At 64.2% G+C, this 23496-nt stretch carries 22 protein-coding genes; 16 read left to right on the forward strand and 6 right to left on the reverse strand.

Annotation, left to right across the window (positions count from 1 at the left end; genetic code table 11):
• Positions 1–45 precede the first annotated feature (45 nt).
• The 5 genes from LB572_RS26520 (at position 46) to LB572_RS26540 (ending at position 8061) form a co-directional block, all read left to right on the forward strand.
• A complete protein-coding gene (locus LB572_RS26520; RefSeq protein WP_224669817.1) occupies positions 46–1707 on the forward strand; it encodes an ABC transporter substrate-binding protein in 1662 nt (553 codons plus the stop codon).
• 120 nt (positions 1708–1827) lie between these two features.
• Complete coding sequence (locus tag LB572_RS26525; RefSeq protein ID WP_224669818.1) at positions 1828–4182, forward strand: molybdopterin guanine dinucleotide-containing S/N-oxide reductase; 2355 nt, start codon at positions 1828–1830, stop codon at positions 4180–4182.
• 12 nt (positions 4183–4194) lie between these two features.
• A complete protein-coding gene (locus LB572_RS26530) occupies positions 4195–5148 on the forward strand; it encodes an ABC transporter permease (RefSeq protein WP_224669843.1) in 954 nt (317 codons plus the stop codon).
• Entirely contained in the window at positions 5145–6035 is an 891-nt protein-coding gene (locus LB572_RS26535; RefSeq protein ID WP_140801765.1) for an ABC transporter permease, read from the forward strand. The genes LB572_RS26530 and LB572_RS26535 overlap by 4 nt, the downstream gene beginning before the upstream one ends.
• A complete protein-coding gene (locus LB572_RS26540) occupies positions 6028–8061 on the forward strand; it encodes an ABC transporter ATP-binding protein (protein ID WP_224669819.1) in 2034 nt (677 codons plus the stop codon). The genes LB572_RS26535 and LB572_RS26540 overlap by 8 nt, the downstream gene beginning before the upstream one ends.
• Before the next feature lie 6 nt (positions 8062–8067).
• On the opposite strand, the gene LB572_RS26545 is transcribed toward LB572_RS26540, so the two are convergent.
• On the reverse strand, positions 8068–8976 hold the full coding sequence (locus LB572_RS26545; protein ID WP_224669820.1) for a LysR family transcriptional regulator: 909 nt from the start codon (positions 8974–8976) through the stop codon (positions 8068–8070).
• A 125-nt stretch (positions 8977–9101) separates the two neighbouring features.
• On the opposite strand from LB572_RS26545, the gene LB572_RS26550 reads away from it, so the two are divergent.
• The 3 genes from LB572_RS26550 (at position 9102) to LB572_RS26560 (ending at position 12509) form a co-directional block, all read left to right on the forward strand.
• Positions 9102–10760 carry an ABC transporter substrate-binding protein gene (locus LB572_RS26550; RefSeq protein WP_224669821.1) on the forward strand — a complete coding sequence of 553 codons (1659 nt, stop codon included), beginning with the start codon at positions 9102–9104 and terminating at the stop codon, positions 10758–10760.
• Positions 10757–11653, forward strand: coding sequence for a DUF427 domain-containing protein (locus LB572_RS26555; RefSeq protein WP_224669822.1), 897 nt, complete (start codon positions 10757–10759; stop codon positions 11651–11653). The genes LB572_RS26550 and LB572_RS26555 overlap by 4 nt, the downstream gene beginning before the upstream one ends.
• Before the next feature lie 91 nt (positions 11654–11744).
• A complete protein-coding gene (locus LB572_RS26560; RefSeq protein WP_224669823.1) occupies positions 11745–12509 on the forward strand; it encodes an SDR family oxidoreductase in 765 nt (254 codons plus the stop codon).
• A gap of 70 nt (positions 12510–12579) precedes the next feature.
• Here LB572_RS26560 and LB572_RS26565 read toward each other — a convergent pair whose 3' ends face one another.
• The gene (locus LB572_RS26565; protein ID WP_224669824.1) at positions 12580–13938 is read right to left on the reverse strand and encodes an NAD(P)-binding domain-containing protein; all 1359 of its coding nucleotides are present in this window, start codon (positions 13936–13938) and stop codon (positions 12580–12582) included.
• A gap of 259 nt (positions 13939–14197) precedes the next feature.
• On the opposite strand from LB572_RS26565, the gene LB572_RS26570 reads away from it, so the two are divergent.
• A complete protein-coding gene (locus tag LB572_RS26570) occupies positions 14198–14920 on the forward strand; it encodes a helix-turn-helix domain-containing protein (protein WP_140801772.1) in 723 nt (240 codons plus the stop codon).
• 155 nt (positions 14921–15075) lie between these two features.
• Here the strand turns inward: LB572_RS26570 and LB572_RS26575 are convergent, their stop codons facing one another.
• The 4 genes from LB572_RS26575 to LB572_RS26590 are packed head-to-tail and all read right to left on the reverse strand — an operon-like array spanning position 15076 to position 18861.
• Positions 15076–16116, reverse strand: a complete 1041-nt coding sequence (locus LB572_RS26575; protein ID WP_224669825.1) for a heme-dependent oxidative N-demethylase family protein — start codon at positions 16114–16116, stop codon at positions 15076–15078.
• Between the two features lie 9 nt (positions 16117–16125).
• Positions 16126–17091 carry a PDR/VanB family oxidoreductase gene (locus tag LB572_RS26580; RefSeq protein ID WP_224669826.1) on the reverse strand — a complete coding sequence of 322 codons (966 nt, stop codon included), beginning with the start codon at positions 17089–17091 and terminating at the stop codon, positions 16126–16128.
• Positions 17088–17684, reverse strand: a complete 597-nt coding sequence (locus tag LB572_RS26585; RefSeq protein WP_224669827.1) for a dimethylamine monooxygenase subunit DmmA family protein — start codon at positions 17682–17684, stop codon at positions 17088–17090. Before LB572_RS26585 ends, LB572_RS26580 begins: the two co-directional genes overlap by 4 nt.
• A gap of 43 nt (positions 17685–17727) precedes the next feature.
• A complete protein-coding gene (locus LB572_RS26590) occupies positions 17728–18861 on the reverse strand; it encodes an aminomethyltransferase family protein (RefSeq protein WP_140807619.1) in 1134 nt (377 codons plus the stop codon).
• 284 nt (positions 18862–19145) lie between these two features.
• On the opposite strand from LB572_RS26590, the gene LB572_RS26595 reads away from it, so the two are divergent.
• From LB572_RS26595 to LB572_RS26625, 7 genes are all read left to right on the forward strand, one after another.
• Positions 19146–19433, forward strand: a complete 288-nt coding sequence (locus LB572_RS26595) for a hypothetical protein (RefSeq protein WP_224669828.1) — start codon at positions 19146–19148, stop codon at positions 19431–19433.
• An 11-nt stretch (positions 19434–19444) separates the two neighbouring features.
• Entirely contained in the window at positions 19445–19822 is a 378-nt protein-coding gene (locus LB572_RS26600) for a hypothetical protein (RefSeq protein WP_224669829.1), read from the forward strand.
• 49 nt (positions 19823–19871) lie between these two features.
• Positions 19872–20033, forward strand: a complete 162-nt coding sequence (locus tag LB572_RS26605; RefSeq protein ID WP_040990881.1) for a hypothetical protein — start codon at positions 19872–19874, stop codon at positions 20031–20033.
• Between the two features lie 12 nt (positions 20034–20045).
• Complete coding sequence (locus LB572_RS26610; RefSeq protein ID WP_140807622.1) at positions 20046–21449, forward strand: APC family permease; 1404 nt, start codon at positions 20046–20048, stop codon at positions 21447–21449.
• A gap of 88 nt (positions 21450–21537) precedes the next feature.
• Positions 21538–22185: a hypothetical protein gene (locus tag LB572_RS26615; RefSeq protein WP_224669830.1), complete on the forward strand. Its 648-nt coding sequence runs from the start codon at positions 21538–21540 to the stop codon at positions 22183–22185.
• Positions 22182–22511: a hypothetical protein gene (locus LB572_RS26620; protein ID WP_140807623.1), complete on the forward strand. Its 330-nt coding sequence runs from the start codon at positions 22182–22184 to the stop codon at positions 22509–22511. Before LB572_RS26615 ends, LB572_RS26620 begins: the two co-directional genes overlap by 4 nt.
• 86 nt (positions 22512–22597) lie before the next feature.
• The gene (locus LB572_RS26625; protein ID WP_224669831.1) at positions 22598–23494 is read left to right on the forward strand and encodes a class II glutamine amidotransferase; all 897 of its coding nucleotides are present in this window, start codon (positions 22598–22600) and stop codon (positions 23492–23494) included.
• Positions 23495–23496: the final 2 nt, after the last annotated feature.

Consider the following 23496-nt stretch of genomic DNA (forward strand, 5'->3'; position numbering starts at 1 on the left):
GAATGCACTCGCCAACCACAACAACTGGGGAAAGGGCTTAGACCCATGAGCAAGAACTATCGCATTCTCGATCTCCTGCGGCGTGGCCGCACGCCACTCGAAAACCACCTCATCGACGGCCTGGTCGACGGCCGCCTCAGCCGCCGCGAATTCGTCCGCCATGGCAGCCTGCTCGGCCTGTCGCTGCCGCTGCTCGGCCGTATCGGCATGGCCGCCGGCTTCGGCGCGGCGCCCTCGCTCGCTCGCGCCGGTGCGCCCGGTGCCACCATCCGCGTCGGCAGCAGCGTGCCGGCAGCGGCGATCGACCCCGTCACCATCGCCGACGCCGGCGGCCTGCTCGTCATGCAGCAGGTGGCCGAATTCCTCTGCGTCGACGGTCCGGACCTCGTGCTGAAGCCGGCGCTGGCGGAAAGCTGGAAGCCGAATGCCGACGGCACGGTGTGGACCTTCGCGCTGCGCAAGGGCGTCAAATTCCACTCGGGCGGCGAGATGAAGGCCGAAGACGTGGTGGCCAGCATCGACCGGCTCGCCGATCCGGCCAACTCGTCCAACGCGCTGTCGGTGTTCACCGGCATCCTGCAGAAGGGCAACACCAAGAAGGTCGACGACTACACGGTCGAATTTCATCTCGACGCGCCGAACGGCAACTTCCCCTACATGGTCTCGTCCGACAACTACAATGCCGTCATCATCCCGGCGAGCTACAAGGGCGGCTACGAACAGAGCTTCGACGGCACCGGACCGTTCAAGCTGGAGAAATACACGCCAAAGGTCGGCGCCTCCTTCGTGCGCAACGACGATTACTGGGGTGAGAAGGCCCTGCCCGACCGCACCGAATTCACCTTCTTCACCGACATCCAGCCGCAGATCCTGGCGCTGCAGGGCGGCCAGATCGACATCATCAACCAGATGCCGGTGCTGGCGGGCGTCGCCGTGCTCAACGACCCGAATGTCGACATCATCAGCCTGAAGTCGTCGGCACATCAGCAGCTGCATATGCATTGCGACGAAGGCCCGACGAAGGACGCCCGCGTGCGCCGCGCCATCGCGCTCTGCCTTGACCGCGAGAAGCTCGCCGCCGGCCTGATGAAGGGACGCTCGGCGCTCGGCAACGACAGCCCGTTCGCCGCCGTCTACCCCTCGACCGACACCAGCGTGCCGCAGCGCAAGCAGGATATCGCCCAGGCCAAGCAGCTGATGGAAGCGGCCGGCCTCGCCCAGGGCTTCAAGATGACGCTGACCACCGAGCGCTATCTGGAAATTCCGGAATACGCCCAGCTCATCCAGAACTGGGTCAAGGAGATCGGCATCGAGCTCGAGCTCAACATCCTCGACCAGAGCGCGTATTACGGCGATGCCGTGTTCGGCAAGTCGAACTGGCTGGACTCGGCGATGGGCATCACCGACTACGGCCACCGCGGCGTGCCCAACGTCTATCTCGCGGCACCGTTGAAGAGCGACGGCACCTGGAATGCCGCCCACTTCAAGAACAAGGACTACGACCAGATGGCGGCGAGCTATATCGGCGCCCTCGACCTCGAGGCGCAGAAGGCCACCGCCGGCAAGATCCAGAAGCTGCTGCTCGAGGAAACGCCGGTCGTCTTCGGCTATTTCTACGACTATCTGACGGCAACCGCGAAGGGCGTGGCAGGCGTGCAGCCGACCGCTATGTCGCAGCTGTTCCTCGATAAAGCGTCGAAAGGCTGAGCATGAGGCAGGCATAGATCCCGCATCGCCAGCCTCGAAAGGGGCTGGCGCTTGTCGGCGAGACCGGGACAGGACGTTATGCGCCCTGCCCGTTATCGCCGCCGCGGGATGATGCGTCGCATGGGAACCGCAACCCTGCTCACCACCATGCATTGGGGGACGTACGAGATCCGCGCCGAGAACGGCCGGCTCGTCGGCGTCGAGCCGTGGAGCGGCGATCCCGACCCGTCGCCGATCGGCCGATCGATGCTCGGCACGGTGCAGGGCGAGCTGCGCGTCGCCCGCCCGGCCGTCAGACGCGGCTGGCTGGAGGGGGACAGGTCCAGCCCGGCAAGCCGGCGAAGCGACGAGCCCTTCGTCGAGGAGCCCTGGGAGACCGCGCTGGATATCGTCGCGGCGGAACTGGAGCGCGTCCGCTCGACGCATGGCAACAGTGCGATCTATGCGGGCTCATATGGATGGGCGAGCGCCGGGCGCTTCCACCATGCGCAGGGCCAGGTCCACCGCTTCCTCAACACGATCGGTGGCTATACCGGCTCGGTGCTGAGCTATTCCTATGGCGCGGCCGAGATCATCCTGCCGCATGTGCTGGGCAGCACCGATGCGCTGACCGGCAACCACACCACCTGGGATGGAATCGAGCAACACAGCAAACTGATCGTCGCCATCGGCGGGCTGCCGTGGCGCAACACGCAGGTGCAGGGCGGCGGCTCGGCGCGCCACGAGGCCTCGGCGGCTTTGCGCAACGCCGTCGCCAACGGCGCGCGGCTGATCAACGTCTCGCCGGTGCGCGACGACGCGCCGCTCGGAGCCGACACCGAATGGCTGCCGCTGCGGCCGAACAGCGACACCGCAATCATGCTGGCGCTATGCCATGCGCTGATCAGCAAGGGACTGCATGACGAGGCGTTCCTCGCGCGCTACTGCACCGGCTTCGAGACGGTGCGCGCCTATGTCATGGGCGAAAGCGACGGCCAGCCGAAGGATCCGGCCTGGGCGGCGAAACTCAGCGGCGTCGACGCGGCAACGATCGATGCGCTCGCCCGCGACATGGCCGCCAACCGGACCATGCTGATGGTCAGCTGGTCGCTGCAGCGCGCCGACCATGGCGAGCAGCCCTATTGGGCGGCGATCACGCTGGCCGCGCTGCTCGGGCAGATCGGCCTGCCGGGTGGCGGCATCGGCTTCGGCTATTCCTCGACCAACGGCGCCGGCAGGCCGGAGATGGGATTCCGCTGGCCCTCGGTGCCGCAAGGCAGGAATGCCGTGGCCCATTTCATCCCGGTCGCGCGCATGGCCGACATGCTCCTCAATCCAGGCGGATCGTTCGACTTCAACGGCGCCAAGCTGACCTATCCCGACATCAGGCTCGTCTACTGGGCCGGCGGCAATCCGTTCCATCACCACCAGGACCTCAACCGGTTGGTCGAAGCCTGGCAGCGGCCCGAAACGGTGATCGTCAACGAGCAATTCTGGACGGCGACGGCGCGCCATGCCGATATCGTGCTGCCGGTGACGACAGCGTTGGAGCGCAATGATCTCGCCTTCTCGAACCGGGAAAACCTCATCGTCGCGATGAAGCAGGCGATCGAGCCTTTCCAGGAGGCGCGCGACGATTTTGCCATCTTCGCCGATCTGGCGGCGCAGCTCGGCACGAGCGATGCCTTCACCGAAGGGCGTGGCGCCGACGAATGGATCCGGCATCTCTATGGCCAGGCGATGGCAAGCGCCGGTGCAGCCGGCGTCGAGATGCCGCCCTTCGACCGCTTCTGGCAAGACGGCCATGCCGAGCTTGCCCGCTCGGTGACCTCGCAGACCTTCCTTGGCGCGTTCCGCGCCGATCCGGAGCGGCATCCACTGGCGACGCCGTCCGGACGCATCGAGCTGTTCTCGGCAACGATCGGGTCCTTCGGCTATGACGACTGCCCCGGCCACGCCGTGTGGCGCGAGCCGCGCGAGTGGCTGGGCAATGACCGCCTCGCCGAGCGGTTTCCGCTGCATCTGTTGTCGCCGCAGCCGGCCGACAAGCTGCACAGCCAGTACGACCATGGGTCGGTCAGCCGGGCGAGCAAGATTTCGGGCCGCGCGCCGCTGCTGATCAATCGCGAGGACGCGGCGGCACGCGGCATCGGGGACGGCGCGGTGGTCAAGGTTTTCAACGACCGCGGATCATGCCTCGCCGGCGCCGTGCTCACCGACAGCCTGATCCCTGGCGTCGTGCAACTGCCGACCGGCGCCTGGTTCGATCCGGGCCGTCCCGGCGAACCGGAGGGCATCGAGAAGCACGGCAATCCGAATGTGCTGACACCCGATCGCGGCACCTCTCGGCTTGCCCAGTCGCCGACCTGCAATTCGACGCTGGTTCAGGTGTCGCGGTTTACGGGACCCGTTCCGCCGGTGACAGCCTTCGATCCGCCTGCCACTATGAGCATGTCCTATGTGCCCGGCGTGACCGGACGCAAAGATCTTTCGTAAGGAGACGCTGCCATTCTAGCTTTCCTCACCCGGCGCCTGGCTCTGTCGCTGATCACGCTGTTCCTGCTCAGCGTGATGGTGTTCCTCGGCGGCCAGGTGTTGCCCGGCAATGTCGGGCGGGCCATCCTGGGACCGTTCGCCGACCAGCGCGCGGTCGATGCGCTGAACCATTCGCTCGGCGTCGACCGGCCGCTGCTTGTGCAGTACGGAAGCTGGATCTGGAATTTCCTGCATGGCGACATGGGCACGTCCTATGTCTTCCGCGCGCCGGTCGCGCCCTTCGTCATGGATGCCTTGGGCAACTCGATGAAGCTGGCGCTGGTCGCCTTCGTGCTGGTGGTGCCGATCGGCATCTTGGGCGGCGTGATCGCCGCGCTCAATGTCAACCGGCCGCTCGACCGCATCATCAGCCTCGGCGGCCTGTCGGTCACGGTGCTGCCCGAGTTCGTCACCGGCATCATCCTGATCCTGATCTTCGGGGTGTGGCTGCGCTGGCTGCCGATCGCCGCCGCCTGGCCGAAAGGCGCCGGCTTCCTCACCCAGCTCTACTACCTCATCCTGCCCTCGCTGCCGCTGTTTTTGGTGCTGTTCGGCTATATCGCGCGCATGGCGCGCTCCGGCATGATCGAGGCGCTGGATTCCGACTATACGCGCACCGCCGTGCTCAAGGGCCTGCCCTGGCGCACGGTGATCTGGCGCCATGTGCTGCGCAATGCGCTGCTGCCGACCATCACCGTGATCGCCACCCAGACCGGCTATCTCATCGGCGGCCTGGTCGTCATCGAGACGCTGTTCCGCTACCAGGGCATCGGCTCGCTGATCTTCACCGCCGCGCGCGGCAAGGATTTTCCCATGCTCGAGGCCGGCATCCTGACCATCGGCATCGTCTATGCGGTGGCGACCTTGGTCGCCGACTTCCTCTATTCCGTGCTCAATCCGCGCATCCGGCTGGGAGCAGAGCAATGAGCGCGACAGACACCCCCGCCAGCCTGCCGGCGCCCGCCGCACCCGACACCCAACAGCGCAGCCCCTGGGGCGAGGTGCTGCATTCGCTTCTTAGGTCGGGCACCTTCCTGACCGGGCTTTTCATCCTGTTGTTCTGGGTCGTCTGCGCGCTGTTTGGCCAGCACTTCGTTCCCTACGATCCGCTGGCAAGCGACATCATCAACGCGCTGACGCCGCCGGCGGCCGATCACTGGTTCGGCACCGACCAGCTCGGCCGCGACGTGTTCTCGCGCGTCATCGTCGGCTCGCGCGATATCCTGACCGTGGCGCCTTTAGCCACCATCCTTGCGACCATTGCCGGCACCGCGCTCGGCCTCGTCATCGGCTACTTCCGCGGCATCGTCGACGATATCGTCAGCCGCGTGCTGGAAGCCTTCATGGCGATCCCCGTGGTCATCATCGCGCTGCTCGCCATCGTCGCGCTCGGCACCTCCAAGATCACCGTCATCGTCGTCATCGGGCTCTCCTTCGCGCCGATCATCGCGCGCACCGTGCGCTCGGCCGTGCTGGCCGAACGCGAGCTCGACTATGTCGCGGCGGCAAAGCTGCGCCATGAAGGCGCGCTGCACACGATGTTCGTCGAGATCCTGCCCAATGTCATCCCGCCGATCCTGGTCGAGACGACGGTGCGGCTGGGCTACGCCATCTTCGCGGTCGCCACGCTCTCCTTCATGGGCTTCGGCATCCAGCCGCCCTCGCCCGACTGGGGCCTGTCGATCTCCTCCAATTACGGCATGATCGGCGGCGGCTTCTGGTGGACGGTGCTGTTCGATGCGCTCGCCATCGCCTCGCTGGTGATCGGCGTCAACCTGGTGGCCGACGGCGTGCATGGAGCGTTCAATGACTGAGCCTGGCCAAGCCGCCAACGCACTTGAGCTGAAGGACCTTTCGGTCGCCTATCGCGTCGGCCGCCGCAACCGCGCGGTGCTGCGCAACGTCAACCTGACCATCAAGGCCGGCGAAGCCTATGGGCTGGTCGGCGAATCCGGCTGCGGCAAGTCCACCGTCGCGCTCTCGGTGGTGCGCTATCTGCCGCGCAACGGCTCCATCACCGGCGGCTCGATCGCGCTCGACGGCAAGAATGTCATGAAGCTCGATGCCGAAGCGCTCAGACGGGCGCGCGCCGACAGCGTGTCGATGGTCTATCAGGACCCCGGCAAGGCGCTGAACCCGTCGCTGCGCATCGGCCGCCAGCTGACCGAGATTTTCGAGCTCGCCGGCATCACCGGGCAGGCGGCCGAGGACAAGGCGCTCGCCATGCTGAACCGGGTGCGCATCTCCGATCCGGCCGGCGTCATGCAGCGCTATCCGCATCAGCTCTCCGGCGGCATGCAGCAGCGGGTGGCGATCGCCATGGCCTTGGCCAACGATCCCTCGATGCTGATCCTCGACGAGCCGACCACCGGCCTCGACGCCACGGTTGAAGCCGAGGTGCTCGACCTGATCGGCCAGTTGCGGCGCGAGCTGTCGGCCTCGATCCTGTTCATCAGCCACAACCTCGCGGTGGTCTCCAACATGTGCGACCGCGTCGGTGTGCTCTATGCCGGCATGCTGGTCGAGGAAGGCTCGACCAAGGACGTCTTCAACGATCCGCGCCATCCCTACACGGTGGCGCTGCTGCGCTGCCTGCCGCGCGGCGGCCAGCGCAAGGACCAGGGCCGGCTCGACACCATCCCGGGCTTCCTGCCCGGCATCGGCGCCAATATCGCCGGCTGCGCCTTCGCCGACCGCTGCGCGCTGGCCACTGAACGCTGCCGCGCCGAGCCGCCGCCGCTCTATGAGCTGGGCAACGGCCGCCTGTCGCGCTGCCACTATCACGATCAGGCGCAGTCGCTGCCGCGCGCCACGCCCGCCGAGATCGCTGCCGCAGCACCCAAGCAGGCGCCGCCGGTGCTGCAGGTCGAAGGGCTGAACAAGACCTATGGCAGTCACGGCCGTCCGCTCAGAGCCGTCAAGGACGTCTCGGTCAACCTCAGACCCGGCGAGACACTGGGGCTGGTCGGTGAATCCGGCAGCGGCAAGACGACCTTCGCCAGGCTGCTGCTTGGCCTCGTCGCACCGGACGACGGAGGCTCGATCGAGCTCGAGGGCAAGAAGCTCGCGCCGCGGCTTGCCAGCCGCTCGGAAGACCAGGTCAAGGCGGTGCAGATCGTCTTCCAGAATCCGGACTCCGCGCTCAACCGTTCGCATTCGATCCGGCACATCCTGAGCCGTGCGCTGAAGCGGCTGGGAGGCCTCAGCGGCAAGACGCTGGACAGCCGCCTCGAAGAGCTGGTCCGCTCGGTGCGGCTCACCGACCGGCATCTGGCCGTCAAGCCGCGGCAGCTGTCGGGCGGGCTGAAGCAGCGCGTGGCGATCGCGCGTGCCTTTGCCGGCGATCCGCGCATCGTGGTGTGCGACGAGCCGACCTCGGCGCTCGACGTCTCGGTGCAGGCAGCGATCCTCAATCTTCTGGCCGACCTGCAGTCGAGGCAGGATGTTTCCTACATCTTCATCTCGCACGACCTCGGCGTGGTGCGCTATCTCTCCGACAAGATCGCCGTGCTCTATCTTGGCCGTATCATGGAGTTCGGGCCGTCGGAAGCGGTCTTCTCCGGTCCGCACCATCCCTACACCGAAGCGCTTCTGTCGGCGGTGCCCAAACTCGACCGCACCGAGAGCTCGCGCATTCGTCTCGACGGCGAGATCCCAAGTGCCGCCAACCCACCGACGGGCTGCGTCTTCCACACACGCTGCCCACGCAAGATCGGCGCCATCTGCGAGACAAAGGAGCCCGAGCTTTCCGAAGCCGAGCCGGGCCACACCATCCGCTGCCATATTCCCTATGACGAACTGGCAAGCCTGCAGAGGCCGAAGACCGTGGAGCCGGCGTAACAGCAATCAAGACAAGGGCGCATCCGCCATGCTGAGGGCGCGGTCGCCCTCGGCAAAGCCGCTTGCATCCGACCAATCCCTGACCAGCATCCGCAGGCCTTTCAGTGCAATGTCGAGCGCATCGGACGACGCCGGATTCGCGGGATAGGCAAGGTAGATCGGGCGCTGGAATACGGGCGTGCCCTCGACGCGTTTCAGCTCGCCGCGCTCGATATGCGCGCTTACGGCGCTGAGCGGCAGGTAGGCGGCCGCCTTCTGCGACAGGACATGCTGCAGCCCAATGAACACCAGCCCGGCCGAGATGGCGGGGGTCACGATGCCGGCAAAGGCGCGGTCGTGCTCGATGCGGAACTCCAGTCCCCAATCCATCAGGATATAGTTATCGGTCCACGACCCCGGCTGTTCGGCGTGCCGGACGAGAACCACCTGATCGACGGCCAAGGTCTCATAGACGATGCCGGGATGCGGCTTGGGCAGATAGAGGATGCAGATGTCGAGCAGGCCCTCGGCGATCTGGTCGACCGCCAGGTCCGGGAAACTGCCTTCGAGCCGCAGCGCCACATTCGGCCGCCTCTGCCGCATCCAGCCGATCCAGGGCGAGGTGATGCTGTCCCAGAGATAGGCGGGCGCGGTAAGCCTCAGCAGCGTTTCATAGCCATCGGGAACGGCGATGTCCTGCCGCGACTGCTCCCAGGTGCGGGTGATCGTCGAGGCATGCGGCAGGAACTGCCGGCCGGCCGGCGTCAGCGTGACGCCATCGCTGTCGCGGACGAACAGCTTGCGCCCCAATTGTTCCTCCAGGCCGCGAATGCGCGCGCTGACGGTGGACTGGGCGAGGTTCAGCCGATTGGCGGCAACGGTGAAGCTGCCATGCGTCGCGACTTCCAGGAAACTGCGCAGATTTTCGGTATCCATGATCCCTGCCCTCTAACCTGCCGCCATCGAAATTTTCGATGGCTGCAATCAAAAAATATCGCTTTGCGGGTGCGGTCAACAGTGGCCTAAATGTCAAAGCCCCACGACAGCCAAGGAATGCCGCCATGCTGAAGCATTTCACGACCATTGATGCCGCCCGCAAGAGCCTCAACGCAATCGAAAATTCCGCTATCGACGAATTGCTCGCCGGCAAGATCGGCCGGCGCGAATTCCTGCGCCATGGCAGCGTGCTCGGCCTGTCGCTGCCGTTCCTGGGCGGCATCGCTTCGGCAATCGGCCTCGGCGCTCCGCAAGCGCGCGCCGAAGGCAAGCCCGGCGGCACGGTGCGCGCCGGCATCGCCGTGCCCGGCGGCGCCATCGACCCGGTCACCTTCTATGACAGCGGCAGCTACCAGCTCGCCTTCCAGACGTCCGAGTTCCTATGCGTGACGCAGCCCGACCTGACGCTGAGGCCGGTGCTGGCCGAAAGCTGGGCGCCCAATGCCGATGGCAGTGTCTGGACCTTCAAGCTGCGCAAGGGCGTGAAATTCCACAATGGCGAGGATTTTAAAGCCGACGACGTCGTGGCGACCTTCGATCGCCTTGCCGATCCGAGCGGCCCGTCCAACGCGCTGTCGGTGTTCAAGGGCCTGCTGTCGAAAGGCGGCACGCGCAAGGTCGACGACCACACCGTCGAATTCCATCTCGACGCGCCGAACGGCAGCTTCCCCTATTCGGTGTCGATCGACAATTACAACGCCGTCATCCTGCCGGCGAGCTACAAGGGCGACTACGAGAAGACCTTCGAAGGCACCGGGCCATTCCGGCTCGAAAGCTACACGCCGAAGGTCGGCGCGAGCTTCGTGCGCAACCCCGACTATTGGGGCGAGAAGGCGCTGCCCGGCCGTCTCGAGTTCAAATTCTATGCCGACGTGCAACCTCGGATTCTCGCGCTGCAGGCGGGCGAAGTCGATGTGCTCGACGCGGTCCCGCTCGACGTCAGCCAGGTGGTGCTGGGCAATCCGGACATCACCGTGCTGCGCGTGGCGTCCACCGCGCATCGCCAGCTCCATATGCGCTGCGACATGGCGCCCTTCACCGACAAGCGCGTGCGCCAGGCGCTGGCCTTGTGCATCGACCGTTCCCAACTGGTCGACGGTCTCTGCCGCGGCATGGCCGCGACCGGCAATGACAGCCCGTTCGCGCCAGCTTTCCCGGTCACCGACAAGTCGGTGCCGCAGCGCGCGCAGGACATCGCCAAAGCCAAGCAGCTGATGGAGGCGGCGGGGCTGGCCAACGGCTTCGACATGACGCTGACGACGCTGCGCTATTCCGACATCCCCGGCTATGCACAGCTGTTCCAGAACTTCGCCAAGGAGATCGGCGCCCGCATCTCGCTCAACATCGAGGACCAGGACAAGTATTACGGCAAGGCGGTGTTCGGCCAATCGGACTGGCTGGACAGCCCACTCGGCATCACCGATTACGCGCACCGCAGCGTGCCGAACGTCTTCCTCAAGAGCCCGCTGGTCAGCGACGGTCCATGGAACGCGGCGCATTTCAAGAATGCGACCTATGACGGGATGGTCAACAGCTATCTCAAGGCGCTCGACCTCGACGCCCAACGCAAGGCCGCTTCCGACATCCAGAAGCTGCTGCTCGACGAGACGCCGGTGATCTTCAGCTATTTCCCGGACCTCCTGGTGCCGGTGCGCAAGAACGTCAGCGGCCTGCCGCCGATCGCCGCCGGCCTGCTGCTCGATCGCGTGTCGGTGGCGTCATGACCACGGCTGCGCGGAAGAACTCGGCGGCAAACGACGAGAAGAGGACTAGTACCATTCGCAAGCCCCATCTGCGCGGCCGCGGGCCGCATTTCCCGGTGCTCGACACGATCGTGCAGTATGAATTCGAGCCGGGCTATGTCGCCTTCACCATGCCCTCGCCCAAGCGGCTGCGCGTGCAGGTCGGGCCGATGATCGTCGCCGACACCACCAAGGCGCTGGTGTTCCAGGAGAGCGACCATCTGCCCGTCTACTATTTCCCGATGAGCGACGTGCGCGAGGAGTTCCTGCTGCCGAGCAGGACGACGACGGAAGACCCGTTCAAGGGCGTCGCCACGCATTACTCGCTCAACACCGGCATCACGCTGGTCGAGGACGGCGCCTGGCGCTACCTCGATCCGGTCAAGGGCTGCCCGCCGATCGGCGACTACATCTCCTTCTACTGGCCGAAGATGACACACTGGTTTGAAGAGGACGAAGAGATCTTCGTCCATGCCCGCGACCCGTTCCGCCGCGTCGATTGCCTGCCCTCGTCGCGGCGCGTGCAGGTGATCCTCGACGGCGAGCAGGTGGCCGATTCACGGCGCGGCGTGTTCCTGTTCGAGACGGGGCATCCGGTGCGCCACTATCTACCGATTTCGGACACGCGGCTCGATATGTTTTCGCCGAGCCGCTACATCTCGCGCTGCCCTTACAAGGGCATGTCCAACTACTACCACGTGACGACGCCGAAGAAGCGGCACGAGAACCTCGTCTGGTACTATCCCGAGCCGGTGCATGAGGCCGAGCGGATCAAGGGGCTGGTGTGCTTCCATCACGAGCTGGTCGACAAGATCCTGGTCGACGGGGTGGAGATCCCGAAGGAAGCGACGGCGGCGTCGGACGGGTATTTCTGAACCTCGAAGCGCGCCCTGCCAGCTAGATCAGGACGGCTTGATCGAGGCACAATTCAGCGCATACCTTCCCGGAAGTCAGGGAGGGCTAACAATGGATCTTTTCAAGCTGGATGGAGACGTCGCGCTGGTCACCGGTGCCGGCAGCGGCATCGGCCAGGCAATCGCGATCGGACTGGCTGAAGCGGGCGCCGATGTCGCCTGTTTCGGCCATGCGTCCAAGGGCGGGCTTGAAGAGACCGCTCACAGGATCACGGCCCTTGGCCGCAAGGCGTTGGCGCTGACCGGTACGGTGACCTCAGAGAGCGACCTCGCAGCGGCGGTCGATCGCGTCGAGGCTGAACTCGGGGCACTGACCGTCGCCGTCAACAACGCCGGCATCGCCGGCTCGGAAGCGGCTGAGACCATGTCGCTGGAAAAATGGCGCAAGGTGCACGACGTCAATGTCGCCGGCGTGTTCCTGTCATGCCAGGCCGAAGCGCGCGTCATGCTTCCTCGACGCGGGGGTTCGATCATCAACATCGCCTCGATGTCGGGCACCATCGTCAACCGGGGGCTGACACAGGCGCATTACAATTCCTCCAAAGCCGCCGTCATCCACATGTCGAAGAGCCTGGCCATGGAGTGGGCCGACCGCGGCCTGCGCGTCAATGTCGTCAGCCCGGGCTACACGCTGACGCCAATGAACAAGCGTCCCGAAGTGGCGGAGGAGATAAAAATCTTCAAGCGCGACACGCCGATGGGGCGCATGGCGGCGCCGGAGGAGATGATTGGGCCGACCGTGTTCCTGGCCAGCCGCGCGTCGAGCTTCGTGACCGGCCTCGACCTGATCGTCGATGGCGGCTACGTGGTCTGGTAAACCAATGTGGGGTGTCCCGAGAGACACCCCACATTGCTGATTCAACGAATGCGGGCCGAGGCGTGCCGTCCTACTCGGCCGCCACGCCCTTCACCGCCAGATAGCTTTCCATGGAATCGTCCAGCGCCTGCAGCCAGGGCGTATGATGGACCGGCGCCATGGTTCCCGTCATCAGCGAGCGGTAGGCGTTGTCTCGGAAGGTCATGATGTTTTCCATCTTGTGGTGCTCCCACTCCATGAAGGTGTGGTTGACCGCCTCGACGTCGAAGCCCGGATAGTCGGTCTGGTCCATCAATTCCTTGGTGTAGTCGCCCTGGAACCAGATCATCTGCTCGGCGTCCTCCAGCGTCTCCTCGCGGGCGCGCCACTTGGCGCCGTGCTCGGCCATCGCCTCGGCGGACGGCAGCTTGATGCGGCCCATGATGACGTCGCGCGCGTACCAAGCCTGCGCATCGAACATGTTGAAGGTGTAGAACTGGTCCTGCATGCCGATGTAGAAAAGCTTCGGGTTCTTCTCCCAGACGACGCCTTCATAGAGATCGAGCGGCCACATGCGGTTGGCGGTCTTGAGCTTGAGGTCATCGGTGAGGAAAGGGAAAGAATGCAGATAGCCGGTGCACAGGATGATGGCGTCGACGTCCTTGGTGGTGCCGTCCTTGAAATGCGCCGTCTTGCCGACGACCTTCTGCAGCAGCGGCACTTCCTTCCAGTTCTCCGGCCATTTGAAGCCCATCGGCTTTGACCGGTAGCTGGAGGTGATCGATTTGGCGCCGTATTTGTAGCATTGCGAGCCGATATCCTCGGCCGAGTAGGAACGCCCGATGATCAATATGTCCTTGCCCTTGAATTCCATGGCGTCGCGGAAATCATGGCTGTGCAGGATGCGGCCGTTGAAGGTCAGGAAGCCTTCGAACAAGGGCACGTTGGGCACCGAGAAATGGCCGGAAGCGACGACCACGTTGTCGAACTCTTCCGAGTAGGTCACGTCCTTGGTGCGGTCATGCGCGGTGACGGTAAATTTCTTCGTCTCGTCGGAGTAGGTCACCATGCGCACCGGGCTGTTGAAGCGCACCCAGTCGCGCAGGCCCGATTTCTCGACGCGGCCTTTGATGTAGTCCCACAGCACGGCGCGCGGCGGATAGGACGCGATCGGCCGGCCGAAATGCTCCTCGAATGTGTAGTCGGCGAATTCGAGGCATTCCTTCGGACCGTTCGACCACAGATAGCGATACATCGAGCCATGCACCGGATCGCCATGCTCGTCGAGACCGGTGCGCCATGTGTAGTTCCACAGGCCGCCCCAGTCGCTCTGCTTTTCGAAGCAGACGATTTCCGGGATCTCGGCGCCCTTGTCGGCTGCCGATTTGAAGGCCCTCAGCTGCGCCAGACCGGACGGTCCGGCGCCGATGACGGCAACACGAGATTTCATTGCGGGCCTCCTCTTTTTTGATTTCCCCAGCGAAACAAATTTCACTGACAGTGACAGTAATTGGGTCTTCGGTACTGTCAACAAACATCTGCGGCAACGGCGTTTGCGTGAAACGGTTTTCGGCGCAAAGGCGGAGGGGGTCGCGTTGAAGCAGGTGCGCCCTGCGACATACAGTGGCTTGCCGTCGCGGTTGCGCTCTTGCATCGCCACCGACTATGTTCACCTTGAGTGAAATAAATCCGCGAGAGTCGGGGGCGACATGGCGAACAAGAATTCCAGCACCAGGTCCACCGATGCGGCAGTGAAGGGCAAGGTGCCGCCGAAGCGCGTTTCGGCCGACGGACGCACGATCCGCACGCCGCTGATGCAGAACCCGCACGCCATCCGCGACACGCGCGAAAAGGTGCTTGAAGTGGCGATCGGCCATGAGGTTCGCGCCTTCCGCAAGAAGCTCGGCATTACCGTCGCCGATCTCGCCGCGGCAACCGACATTTCGCTCGGCATGCTGTCGAAGATCGAGAACGGCATCACCTCGCCGTCGCTCACGACATTGCAGGCGCTGTCGCGGGCGTTGGGCGTTCCGGTGACCGCCTTCTTCCGCCGTTTCGAGGAAGAGCACAGCGCTGTCTTCGTCAAGGCCGGCCAGGGCGTCGATGTCGAGCGGCGCGGCACGCGCGCCGGCCACCAGTACAATCTGCTGGGCCATATCGGCGCCAACACCAGCGGCGTGGTCGTCGAACCCTATCTCATCACGCTGACCGAGAATTCGGACGTGTTCCCGACCTTCCAGCACGCGGGCATGGAGTTCCTCTACATGCTCGAGGGCGAGGTCGTTTACCGGCACGGCAACAACCTCTATCCGATGAAGCCGGGCGACAGCCTGTTCTTCGACGCCGACGCGCCGCACGGACCGGAAGAGCTGACCCAGCTGCCGATGCGGTATCTGTCGATCATCTGCTATCCGCAGAACAGCGCCGGGTGAGACGCTCTGGTTCCTCGCCCCACGATTAGTGGGGAGAGGTGGCTCGGCGAAGCCGAGACGGAGAGGGGAGCGCCCTACGAAGGCCCCCTCTCCGTCCGCTTCGCGACACCTCTCCCCCGCCTCCAGCGGGGGCGAGGAACCCAAGCCTTTAGAGGTCAATCCGGCCCGAATCCCGCACTCGTCGGGCTGCCGTCGTCCAGCTTCGACAGCCATTCCACCAGCGTCGGCCGATACCGGGTCAGGCCCTTGTAGGTGGCGAGTTCTTCCGGCAGGTCGCGGATGACGCGGTGCAGGCGGCGCGCCCATTTCGGCTGCGTGACCAGCTCGTCCATCTTGATCAGGTAGCAGCGGATCGGGAAGACGATGCCGTTGGAGCGCGGCAGCCGCCAGAAGCTTTGCAGCTCGACGCGCAGATGCACCTTGTCGCCGACATTCTCGGGCGTGACGGTGGCGCGGTCCGGACCCCATTTGTGATAATTCTCGGGGCTGGTGTCGAGGCGCGGATTGATGGTCATAGTCCAGTTGAGGCGCCGTGCCGGCTTGCCCTGCTGGATGTTCGTCAGGAACTTCAACGCCCGCGTGAAGATGCCCTTCTCATGCGCCAGCGGCACCGGTGCGTGCCATTCGAAGAAGTTCATGCCGATGTCGAAGTCGAGCGACCAGTCGGCCTGAGTGGTGACCATGCCGGCATCCATCCACAGATTGCCGTCGCGCTGATCGAGGATGCAGAAGTCGCCCTGGCTCTGGCGGGTGATGTATTCCATCGGGCCATAGGGCAGCGTCGAGGTGTCGCCGAAGGTGAAGGTATCGTCGATGCCGAGCGGCCGGTTGATCCAGCGCCAACGGTCGCCGTTTCGCTCCAGCGTGAAATGCTCGGGATAGCCGAGCGCCTGCTGCTCCATGAGAAGCTCCAGCAGATCCCAGCCGGCCAAAGTCATATGCGGCAGCGACTGGCAGCGCAGCGGATCCTCGGCCAGAACCAGCGCGCGGTCCTGCATCTCGGCGACATAGTGCTCGTCGACGTCGATTAGGTTTTCCAGCACACTGCCCTTCGGCCCGACGACATGCGGCTCGATATTGACCGCATACATGTAGGTATCTTCGTTGAACGGGAACGGAAAGCGCCGGATGTGCTCCGGGCTGTTCTTGAAGGTGAAATCGTCGCGAAACGTTTCCTTGCGAAAGGTGATGCCCATTGACGCCTCCTATCTTTCCAGGACCAGGGACTTGCCCTCGAAGCGCGAGACGCAAGGCATGATCTTGCAGCCGGAACGGTGGTCTTCCTCGCTCAGCCAGTGATCGTTGTGGATGAACTTGCCGTCGGAGGAGATCACATTGGTCTCGCACTGGCCGCAGACGCCGCCGCGGCACAGATAAGGCGGGTCGACGCCGGCGGCCTCGATCGCCTCGAGCAGGCTCTGCTGCTCGCCGACATGGATCGTCTTGCCACTGACGGCCAAGGTTACATCGAAAGGCGCGCCGGGCTGGGGCGCCGCGAAATGCTCGAAATGCACGGTTTCGGATGGCCAGCCGAGGCTGGCTGCGCGGTCACGCACCCAGTTGATCATGCCGGCCGGACCGCAGACATAGAGATGCGTGCCGAGCGGCTGCGAGGACAACAGCCGCTCGATGTCGATGCGCTCCTCGCGGTCGTCGTGATAGAGCCGGACCCGGTTGGCGTAGCGCTCTCGCAGCACATCGGCATAGGTCCCGAGCGAGGCCGTGCGGCAGGTGTAGTGCAGTTCGAAATTGCCGCCGGCCCCCGCGAGCTGCGAGGTCTGCGCCATGAAGGGCGTGATGCCGATGCCGCCGGCCAGCATCAGGTGTTTTTTGGCTCTCAGATCGAGCGAGAACAGGTTGACCGGATAGCTGATCACCATCTCCAGGCCGGGCTTGACCTGGCGGTGCATGAAGAGCGAGCCGCCACGACCGACATCGTCTCGGCGTATGGAAATCGTGTATTCGCGCGTGTCGAGCGGCGAGCCCATCAGCGAATAGGGATTGAGCCTGGTGCGGTCGCCGTCGCGCATCTCGACCACGACATGAGCGCCGCCGGAAAAGGTCGGCAGCAGCTCGCCGTCGCGGCGGCGGAAATGGAAGCGGGTGACGAGATCGTTGACCGGAACGACGTCGCTGACGACGACATCGAGCTTGGTGGTGCCGGTGCTCATGGGAAGGCCTCCTCCATCGGAGGGATATCGGAGCGATCCTCGGCGTTGATGCACACCCCCTGGAAGGCGGCCAGCCGGCGCGAATAGTGATCGCGCACCAGAAGCAGCAGGCCGCAATGCGAACAGGTGGCGGGCTGCGTCGTGACATTCTCGGTGATGCCCTTGCAGTGCACGCATTGCATACGCCGCGCCAGCGAGCCGCGATGCTCGGTCTGCATGGAGGTGTGGTCGATGCCGGCCTCGAGCGCGGTCTGCATGGCCTGGCCGATCAGGCCTTCCGTGCCGGCAAGATAGAGGCGCAGGCCCATATGGGCGTTGGTCAGCGTTTGCCGCAGCCGCGGTAAGAGGCTGGCAAAGGACGGCGCTATATGGAGCTGAGCCGGATTCAGCTTCTCAAGGGCGGCGATGTGGTTGCCTTCGGGCCCCGGGATCAAGACGATCTCGGCCCCATCGAAGAAGCCGGCCGGCGCCTTGCCGGCCATGTCGGTGATCGCGAGCGCGCCTTCGGCGTCGGCGATGAAGAGGTGATGCTTGCCGGGCTGCGGAGAGAGCGTTCCGTAAATGGGCCGGCTGATGATCGTCTTGGCTGCCATTCGTCCGTCGTACCTTAAAAAACCCCTCCCCGTTGATGATGCCTCAACCTTTGGCGGTGCGCTTGGCCTTCTTCGGGTCATCGAACGGCAGCGGCTGCGCCGTCGCCTTGATGGAGCCGCTCTTGTTGCGGATCTCGAGTTTGGTGTCCTTGACCGCGCAATCGACGTCGAGGCGGGCGATGCCCATCGATTTCTTGACCAGCGGCGAATACATCGCGCAGGTCACCACGCCGACTTTCTTGCCGTCGCGGTAGACGGGCGCGCCCTCGTCGGCCGGCTCCTTGCCGTCGAGCAGCACGCCATAGATCTTGAAGCGTTCCTTGCCCTTCAGCCGATAGTGCTCCTCGGCGCCGCGGAAGCCGGTCTTGCCGGGGCTGACGGTGAAGTCGAGGCCGAGCTCCCACAGCGTGTCGCCGGGGCCTTCGTTCTCGAACGGATACTTTTGCGAATTGTCGTAGGGGTAGAAGAGCAGGTAGCTCTCGACGCGCAGCATGTCGAGCGTGGTGAAGCGGCACGGGATGATGCCGGCGCTCTTGCCCTCCTCGAGGATCCTGTCCCAGATCGCGCCGGCATCCTGCCCGCGGCAGAAGATCTCGTAGCCGCGCTCGCCGGTGTAGCCGGTGCGCGAGATCATCACCGGGAAGCCGAAGAGCTGCGTGTGCATGTGATGAAAATAGTTGAGATCGCGGATGCCGGGCACGTGCTTGGCGAGATAGTCGACCGCGGTCGGGCCTTGGAGCGAAAGATCGTGCAGATTGTCGTCGAAGCGCAGCGACACATCACGGCCCATCGCGGCCCGCTGCAGTTCCTCGTGGCCTGTGCCGGAGCCGTGCACGACCATCCATGAATTCGGGCTGATGCGGTAGAGAATGCAATCGTCGGTGAATTTTCCGGCCTCGTTCAGCATGCAGGCATAGGCCGACTTGCCGGGATAGATCTTCTCCACGTCGCGCGTCGTGGCGAGGTCGATGAGATGCGAGGCATGCGGCCCAGTGATGTGGACCTTCTTCAGGCCGGAGACGTCCATCAGCCCGGCCTTGGTGCGGATCGCCACATATTCCGCGTCGGCGTCCTTGTCGTAGGTCCAGGCGGTGCCCATGCCGCTCCAGTCCTCGAGTTTCGAGCCGAGCGCGCGATGGCGGTCCGCCAGGGTCGAGAATCTCCAGGATGCCGTCATCCGATCGTCCTCCGTGCGATTAAGTCGTTGCTGTTCCCTGCTCCTGCTTGGCGGCGGAGCTTGGTCGAATATTGACCGCAAACGGCGGAGCCCTGCAATCCCCTTGAAGCAAATAATTTCATTGTCAGGCAAATTTCTTGACCGGGAACAAACGGTTTACGGTGCGTAAATCCGGCTTGACAATTTCGGGAATCGAGCGGAATTTATGAAAAAAATTTCACTCTGTTGAAAGAGTGGACGCCCGGTCGATTTCGGGACCGGACGTCGCCAGAAGGGGAAAACCGATGTCCGACCTGCAACAGCGCATCGAAGCGCTGTACCGTTCCGACGTGCGTGGATCCGTGCTCCTGATCGTGTGCCTGTGGGCGACGATCCTCTTCGTCCTCCTGATGACATGGCCATACATCCCCGACGGCGGGATCAAGGTCGTGGTGGCGATCGCAGCCGCCGCGGTGCTGATCTTCAACACCGCCGCCATCCTCGCCATGGTCAACCACTACAAGGAAGACAAGGACTTCATCTACGGGCTCGACATCAAGAACGCCGACGCGGCCCGCAACCGTCAATCCTGAGGGGAAAAACCATGGCCCGCTATATCCCGCCGGAGCAGAACAAGGCCGGACAGGTCCTCGACATCGCGGTCGTGGTGGTCGCGATCTTCGTGGCGCTTTGGCTGCCGCTGAAGCTCGGCTTCGCCGGTGCGGCAAAGTCGATCGACGCGCTCGACGCCAAGACCTGGGACGCGCTCGGCCAGAACGCCACCATGGCCTCGATCTGGGAGAAGCTCGGCTACACGCCGGAGACGGCGCACGACATCATCCAGAACCGCTTCCACTACATCATCGACTGGCCGACGCTGATCATCATGGCGATCGTGCTGATCGCCTATTTCGTCTTCCTGTTCCGCGCCTCCGATAAGGAATATCGGGAGGTCATCAACGAGAAGTTCGACGACAAATAGACTTCGACGACAAAGAGACTTCGAGGACAACGAGTCCGGGGAAAACATCATGTGGATGGGACTGTCTTATGTTTGCTGGGGCATCTCCGTCGTGCTTGCGGCGTGGATGCTCTACGACTGGTTCAAGGTCGACACGACCTATTCCGAAGCCGTGCTGACCTCCTCGCGCGAAGGCGAGCTTGAGGCCGTTTCCGAAAAACACCGGATCTGAGTGGAGACTGACATGACGGCCGCGGTTGAGACGGGACAAACGGTAATTCATGGCGACAGAGTCTCGCTGCTTCGGGTGCTCGGCCCGGCGCATGTGTGGGCGCTGGGCGTCGGCATCGTGCTGGTCGGCGAGTTCACCGGCTGGAATTTCTCCGCCGACAAGGGCGGCGCGCTCGCGGCGCTGATTGTCTGCTGGATCGTCGGGCTGCTCTACACCTCGGTCGCCATGATCGACTCGGAGGTGACGTCGACCGTCGCCGCCGCCGGCGGCCAGTACGCGCAGGCCAAACATATCGTCGGGCCGCTGATGGCCTTCAACGTCGCGCTGTTCCTGGTGTTCGCCTACACCATGCTCGAAGTGTCGGACGCGATCCTGCTCGGCGACACCATCGTCGCCAAGGCAGGCGTGGAAGGGCTGACGCACAATTCCTTCATCGCGGCCACGATCGTGGTGCTCGCCTGGCTCAACTATCGTGGCGTGCTGATGACGCTCAACGTCAACTTCGTCATCACCGCCATCGCCTATGTCTCGATCGTCATCCTGTTCTTTTCCGTCAGCCCGTGGACGCAAGGCGCGGTGCTGAAGCTCAATGAGTTGGTCACGCCCGGCAACGCGCTGCCCTATGGCTGGATCGGCGTCATCGCCGCCTTCCAGTTCGGCATCTGGTATTATCTCGGCATCGAGGGCACGACCCAGGCCGCCGAGGAAGTGCGCTCGCCGGCGCGCTCCCTGCCCTACGGCACCATGGCCGGCATGATCACGCTTTTGATCGCCGCCGCGATGACCTGGTATGTCTGCGCCTCGCTGATGCCATGGGAATATCTCGGCATCACCTACTATCCGCTGTGGGACGCGGGTAAATTGACCGGCAGCCCGCTGCTGGAAAACCTCTTGTTCATCGCGACGCTGCTGGCAGCGCTTGCCTCGGCCAATGGCTGCATCAACGACGCCGCGCGCGCCTGGTTCTCGCTCGGCCGCGACCGCTATCTGCCGAGCTGGTTCTCGGCGGTGCATCCGAAATACCGCACACCTTATCGCTCGATCCTGTTCCTGCTGCCGATCGCGCTGGCCTTCGCTTTCATCGCCGACCTCAACCAGGCGATCACCTTCTCGATCCTGTCGGGCGTGCTCCAATACACCTTCATGAGCATCAACATCATGATGTTCCGCAAGAAGTGGCCGCTCGGCACGATCCGCCGCGGCTACACGCACCCCTTCCATCCGCTGCCGGCGATCGTCCTGTTCTGCCTGTGCATGGTGACGTTCTTCGCCATCTTCCTCGGCTTCGGCTCGCAGCTGATCGCGATGACGGTGTTCTATTTCCTGATTTCGCTATGGTTCCACTTCTATCGCTACAAATTCGTGCGGCGCGGCGACCAGTTCTCCATGCCGTGGCCGAAACCGCAGGGTTATTGAGTGGAGTGAAGGCCCGCCTGTCGACGGCGGGCCGTGGCGTGTCGAAACGTCCGATCTGACGTCAGTATTGCTTGCCGGGGCAGCCGCATTGGGCGTCGTCGCCCATATCGTCTGGCTCGCGCGTGCCGGCCGCAACAGGGCGAAGGCAGCCTTGGCCGCCGATATGGCCAGCGTTCGGAGCGTCGTTGCGGATGCCGCCGACATTTCCGACGGCACGGCCGGCGTCGTCACCTGGGCCGGCTCCTGGAACGGTCAGCGCGTTCAGGTGCGCACCATCGTCGACACGCTGGCGACACGAAAGTTGCCGACGCGCTGGCTCGCCGTTTCGGTCACCGAGCCGGTCGCAGTGCCGGGTACCTTCGACATGATGATGCGGCCGAATTCGGCAACGACATTCTCCAATTTCGACCATCTTGCGCACACGCTGCCGAAGGTGCTCGGCCTTCCCGCCGACGCGGTGCTCAAGACGGACCGCAAGGGCGTCGCCTTCCCCCAGGATCTGATTGCCGCGCACACCGGCATCTTTGCCGAAGGGCGCGCCAAGGAACTGCTGATCACGCCGAACGGCGTGCGTATCGTCTGGCTGCTGGCCGAGGCCGAGCGCGCACGCTACGGCGTGTTCCGGCAGGCCGCCTTCGGCGATGCCGGGATCGATCCCGCGCTGATCGAACGCTTGCTCGAGGTAATGTCAGGTCTTCGCCAAGCCATCAACCGGCGCGAAAGGCAGGCCGCATGAGCGACGGAACCGCCACCCCTGCTCCCGCGAACCCCTATCTCGTGCTCGGCGCGGCGATCGTTTTGCCGGCAAGCGGCCACGTCCTGCTCGGCGTTCCGGCGCGCGGGCTGCAGTTCCTGTTCTTCATGGTGATCCTTGGCTGGATAACGATGAAGCTGGCGCCGGCCGACGCCGGCTTCATCGGCCGCCATGCCGGCGGCTTCCTTATCTATGCCTTCTCGATCCTCGACGCCTACCGGATTGCGCGCATCCGCCATGCGATCTGGGTTCACAAGGCGCGCCCGGACGGCGATAGTGCCCGGGGCAATGCACCGTCGAATATGTAATCACAGGAAAATTTCTTTCATACCAATTGAATTTGGCAAACTCATTGGGTACATCATCTGAGAGCCAAAAAACGCTGGAGGCTGGCATGTGCGGAATCGTGGGACTCTTCTTGAAGGACAAGGCGCTCGAGCCGAAGCTCGGCGCGATGCTGTCGGAGATGCTGGTGTCGCTCAGCGACCGCGGCCCCGACAGCGCCGGCATCGCGATCTACGGCGCCCCTTCCAAGAATGAAGCCAAGATCACCATCCAGTCGGCCAAGCCGGAGCGCGATTTCCGCGGCCTCGATGCGGAACTCGCCAAGGCGATCGGCGCTCCCGTCAGTCTTGCCACGAAATCCACCCACGCCGTCATCCGAACCGCGCCCGACAAGGTCGACGCGGCGCGCGAGGCGCTGCAGACGCTGCGGCCCGACATCCGCATTATGGGCGCCGGCGAGGCGGTGGAGATCTACAAGGAAGTCGGCCTGCCGGAAGCCGTCGTCGACCGCTTCGACGTGCGCTCCATGACCGGCACGCATGGCATCGGCCACACCCGCATGGCGACGGAATCGGCGGTGACCACGATGGGCGCGCATCCGTTCTCGACCGGCGCCGACCAGTGCCTGGTGCACAATGGCTCGCTCTCCAACCACAACAATGTGCGCCGCGAGCTGATCCGTGACGGCATGACCTTCGAGACCGAGAACGATACCGAAGTGGCGGCCGCCTACCTCTCCAACCGGATGGCGCATGGCAAGAACCTCGGCGAGGCGCTGGAAGGCACGCTCTCCGACCTCGACGGCTTCTTCACCTTCGTCGTCGGCACCAAGAACGGTTTTGGCGTGGTGCGCGATCCGATCGCCTGCAAGCCGGCCGTGATGGCCGAGACCGACCAGTATGTCGCCTTCGGCTCCGAATATCGCGCGCTGACCAAGCTGCCCGGCATCGACAATGCAAGGGTCTGGGAGCCCGAACCCGCAACCGTTTATTTCTGGGAGCATTGAGC

This window comes from Mesorhizobium sp. BH1-1-5, from assembly GCF_020165615.1.
In the GTDB taxonomy this organism is placed as follows: domain Bacteria; phylum Pseudomonadota; class Alphaproteobacteria; order Rhizobiales; family Rhizobiaceae; genus Mesorhizobium.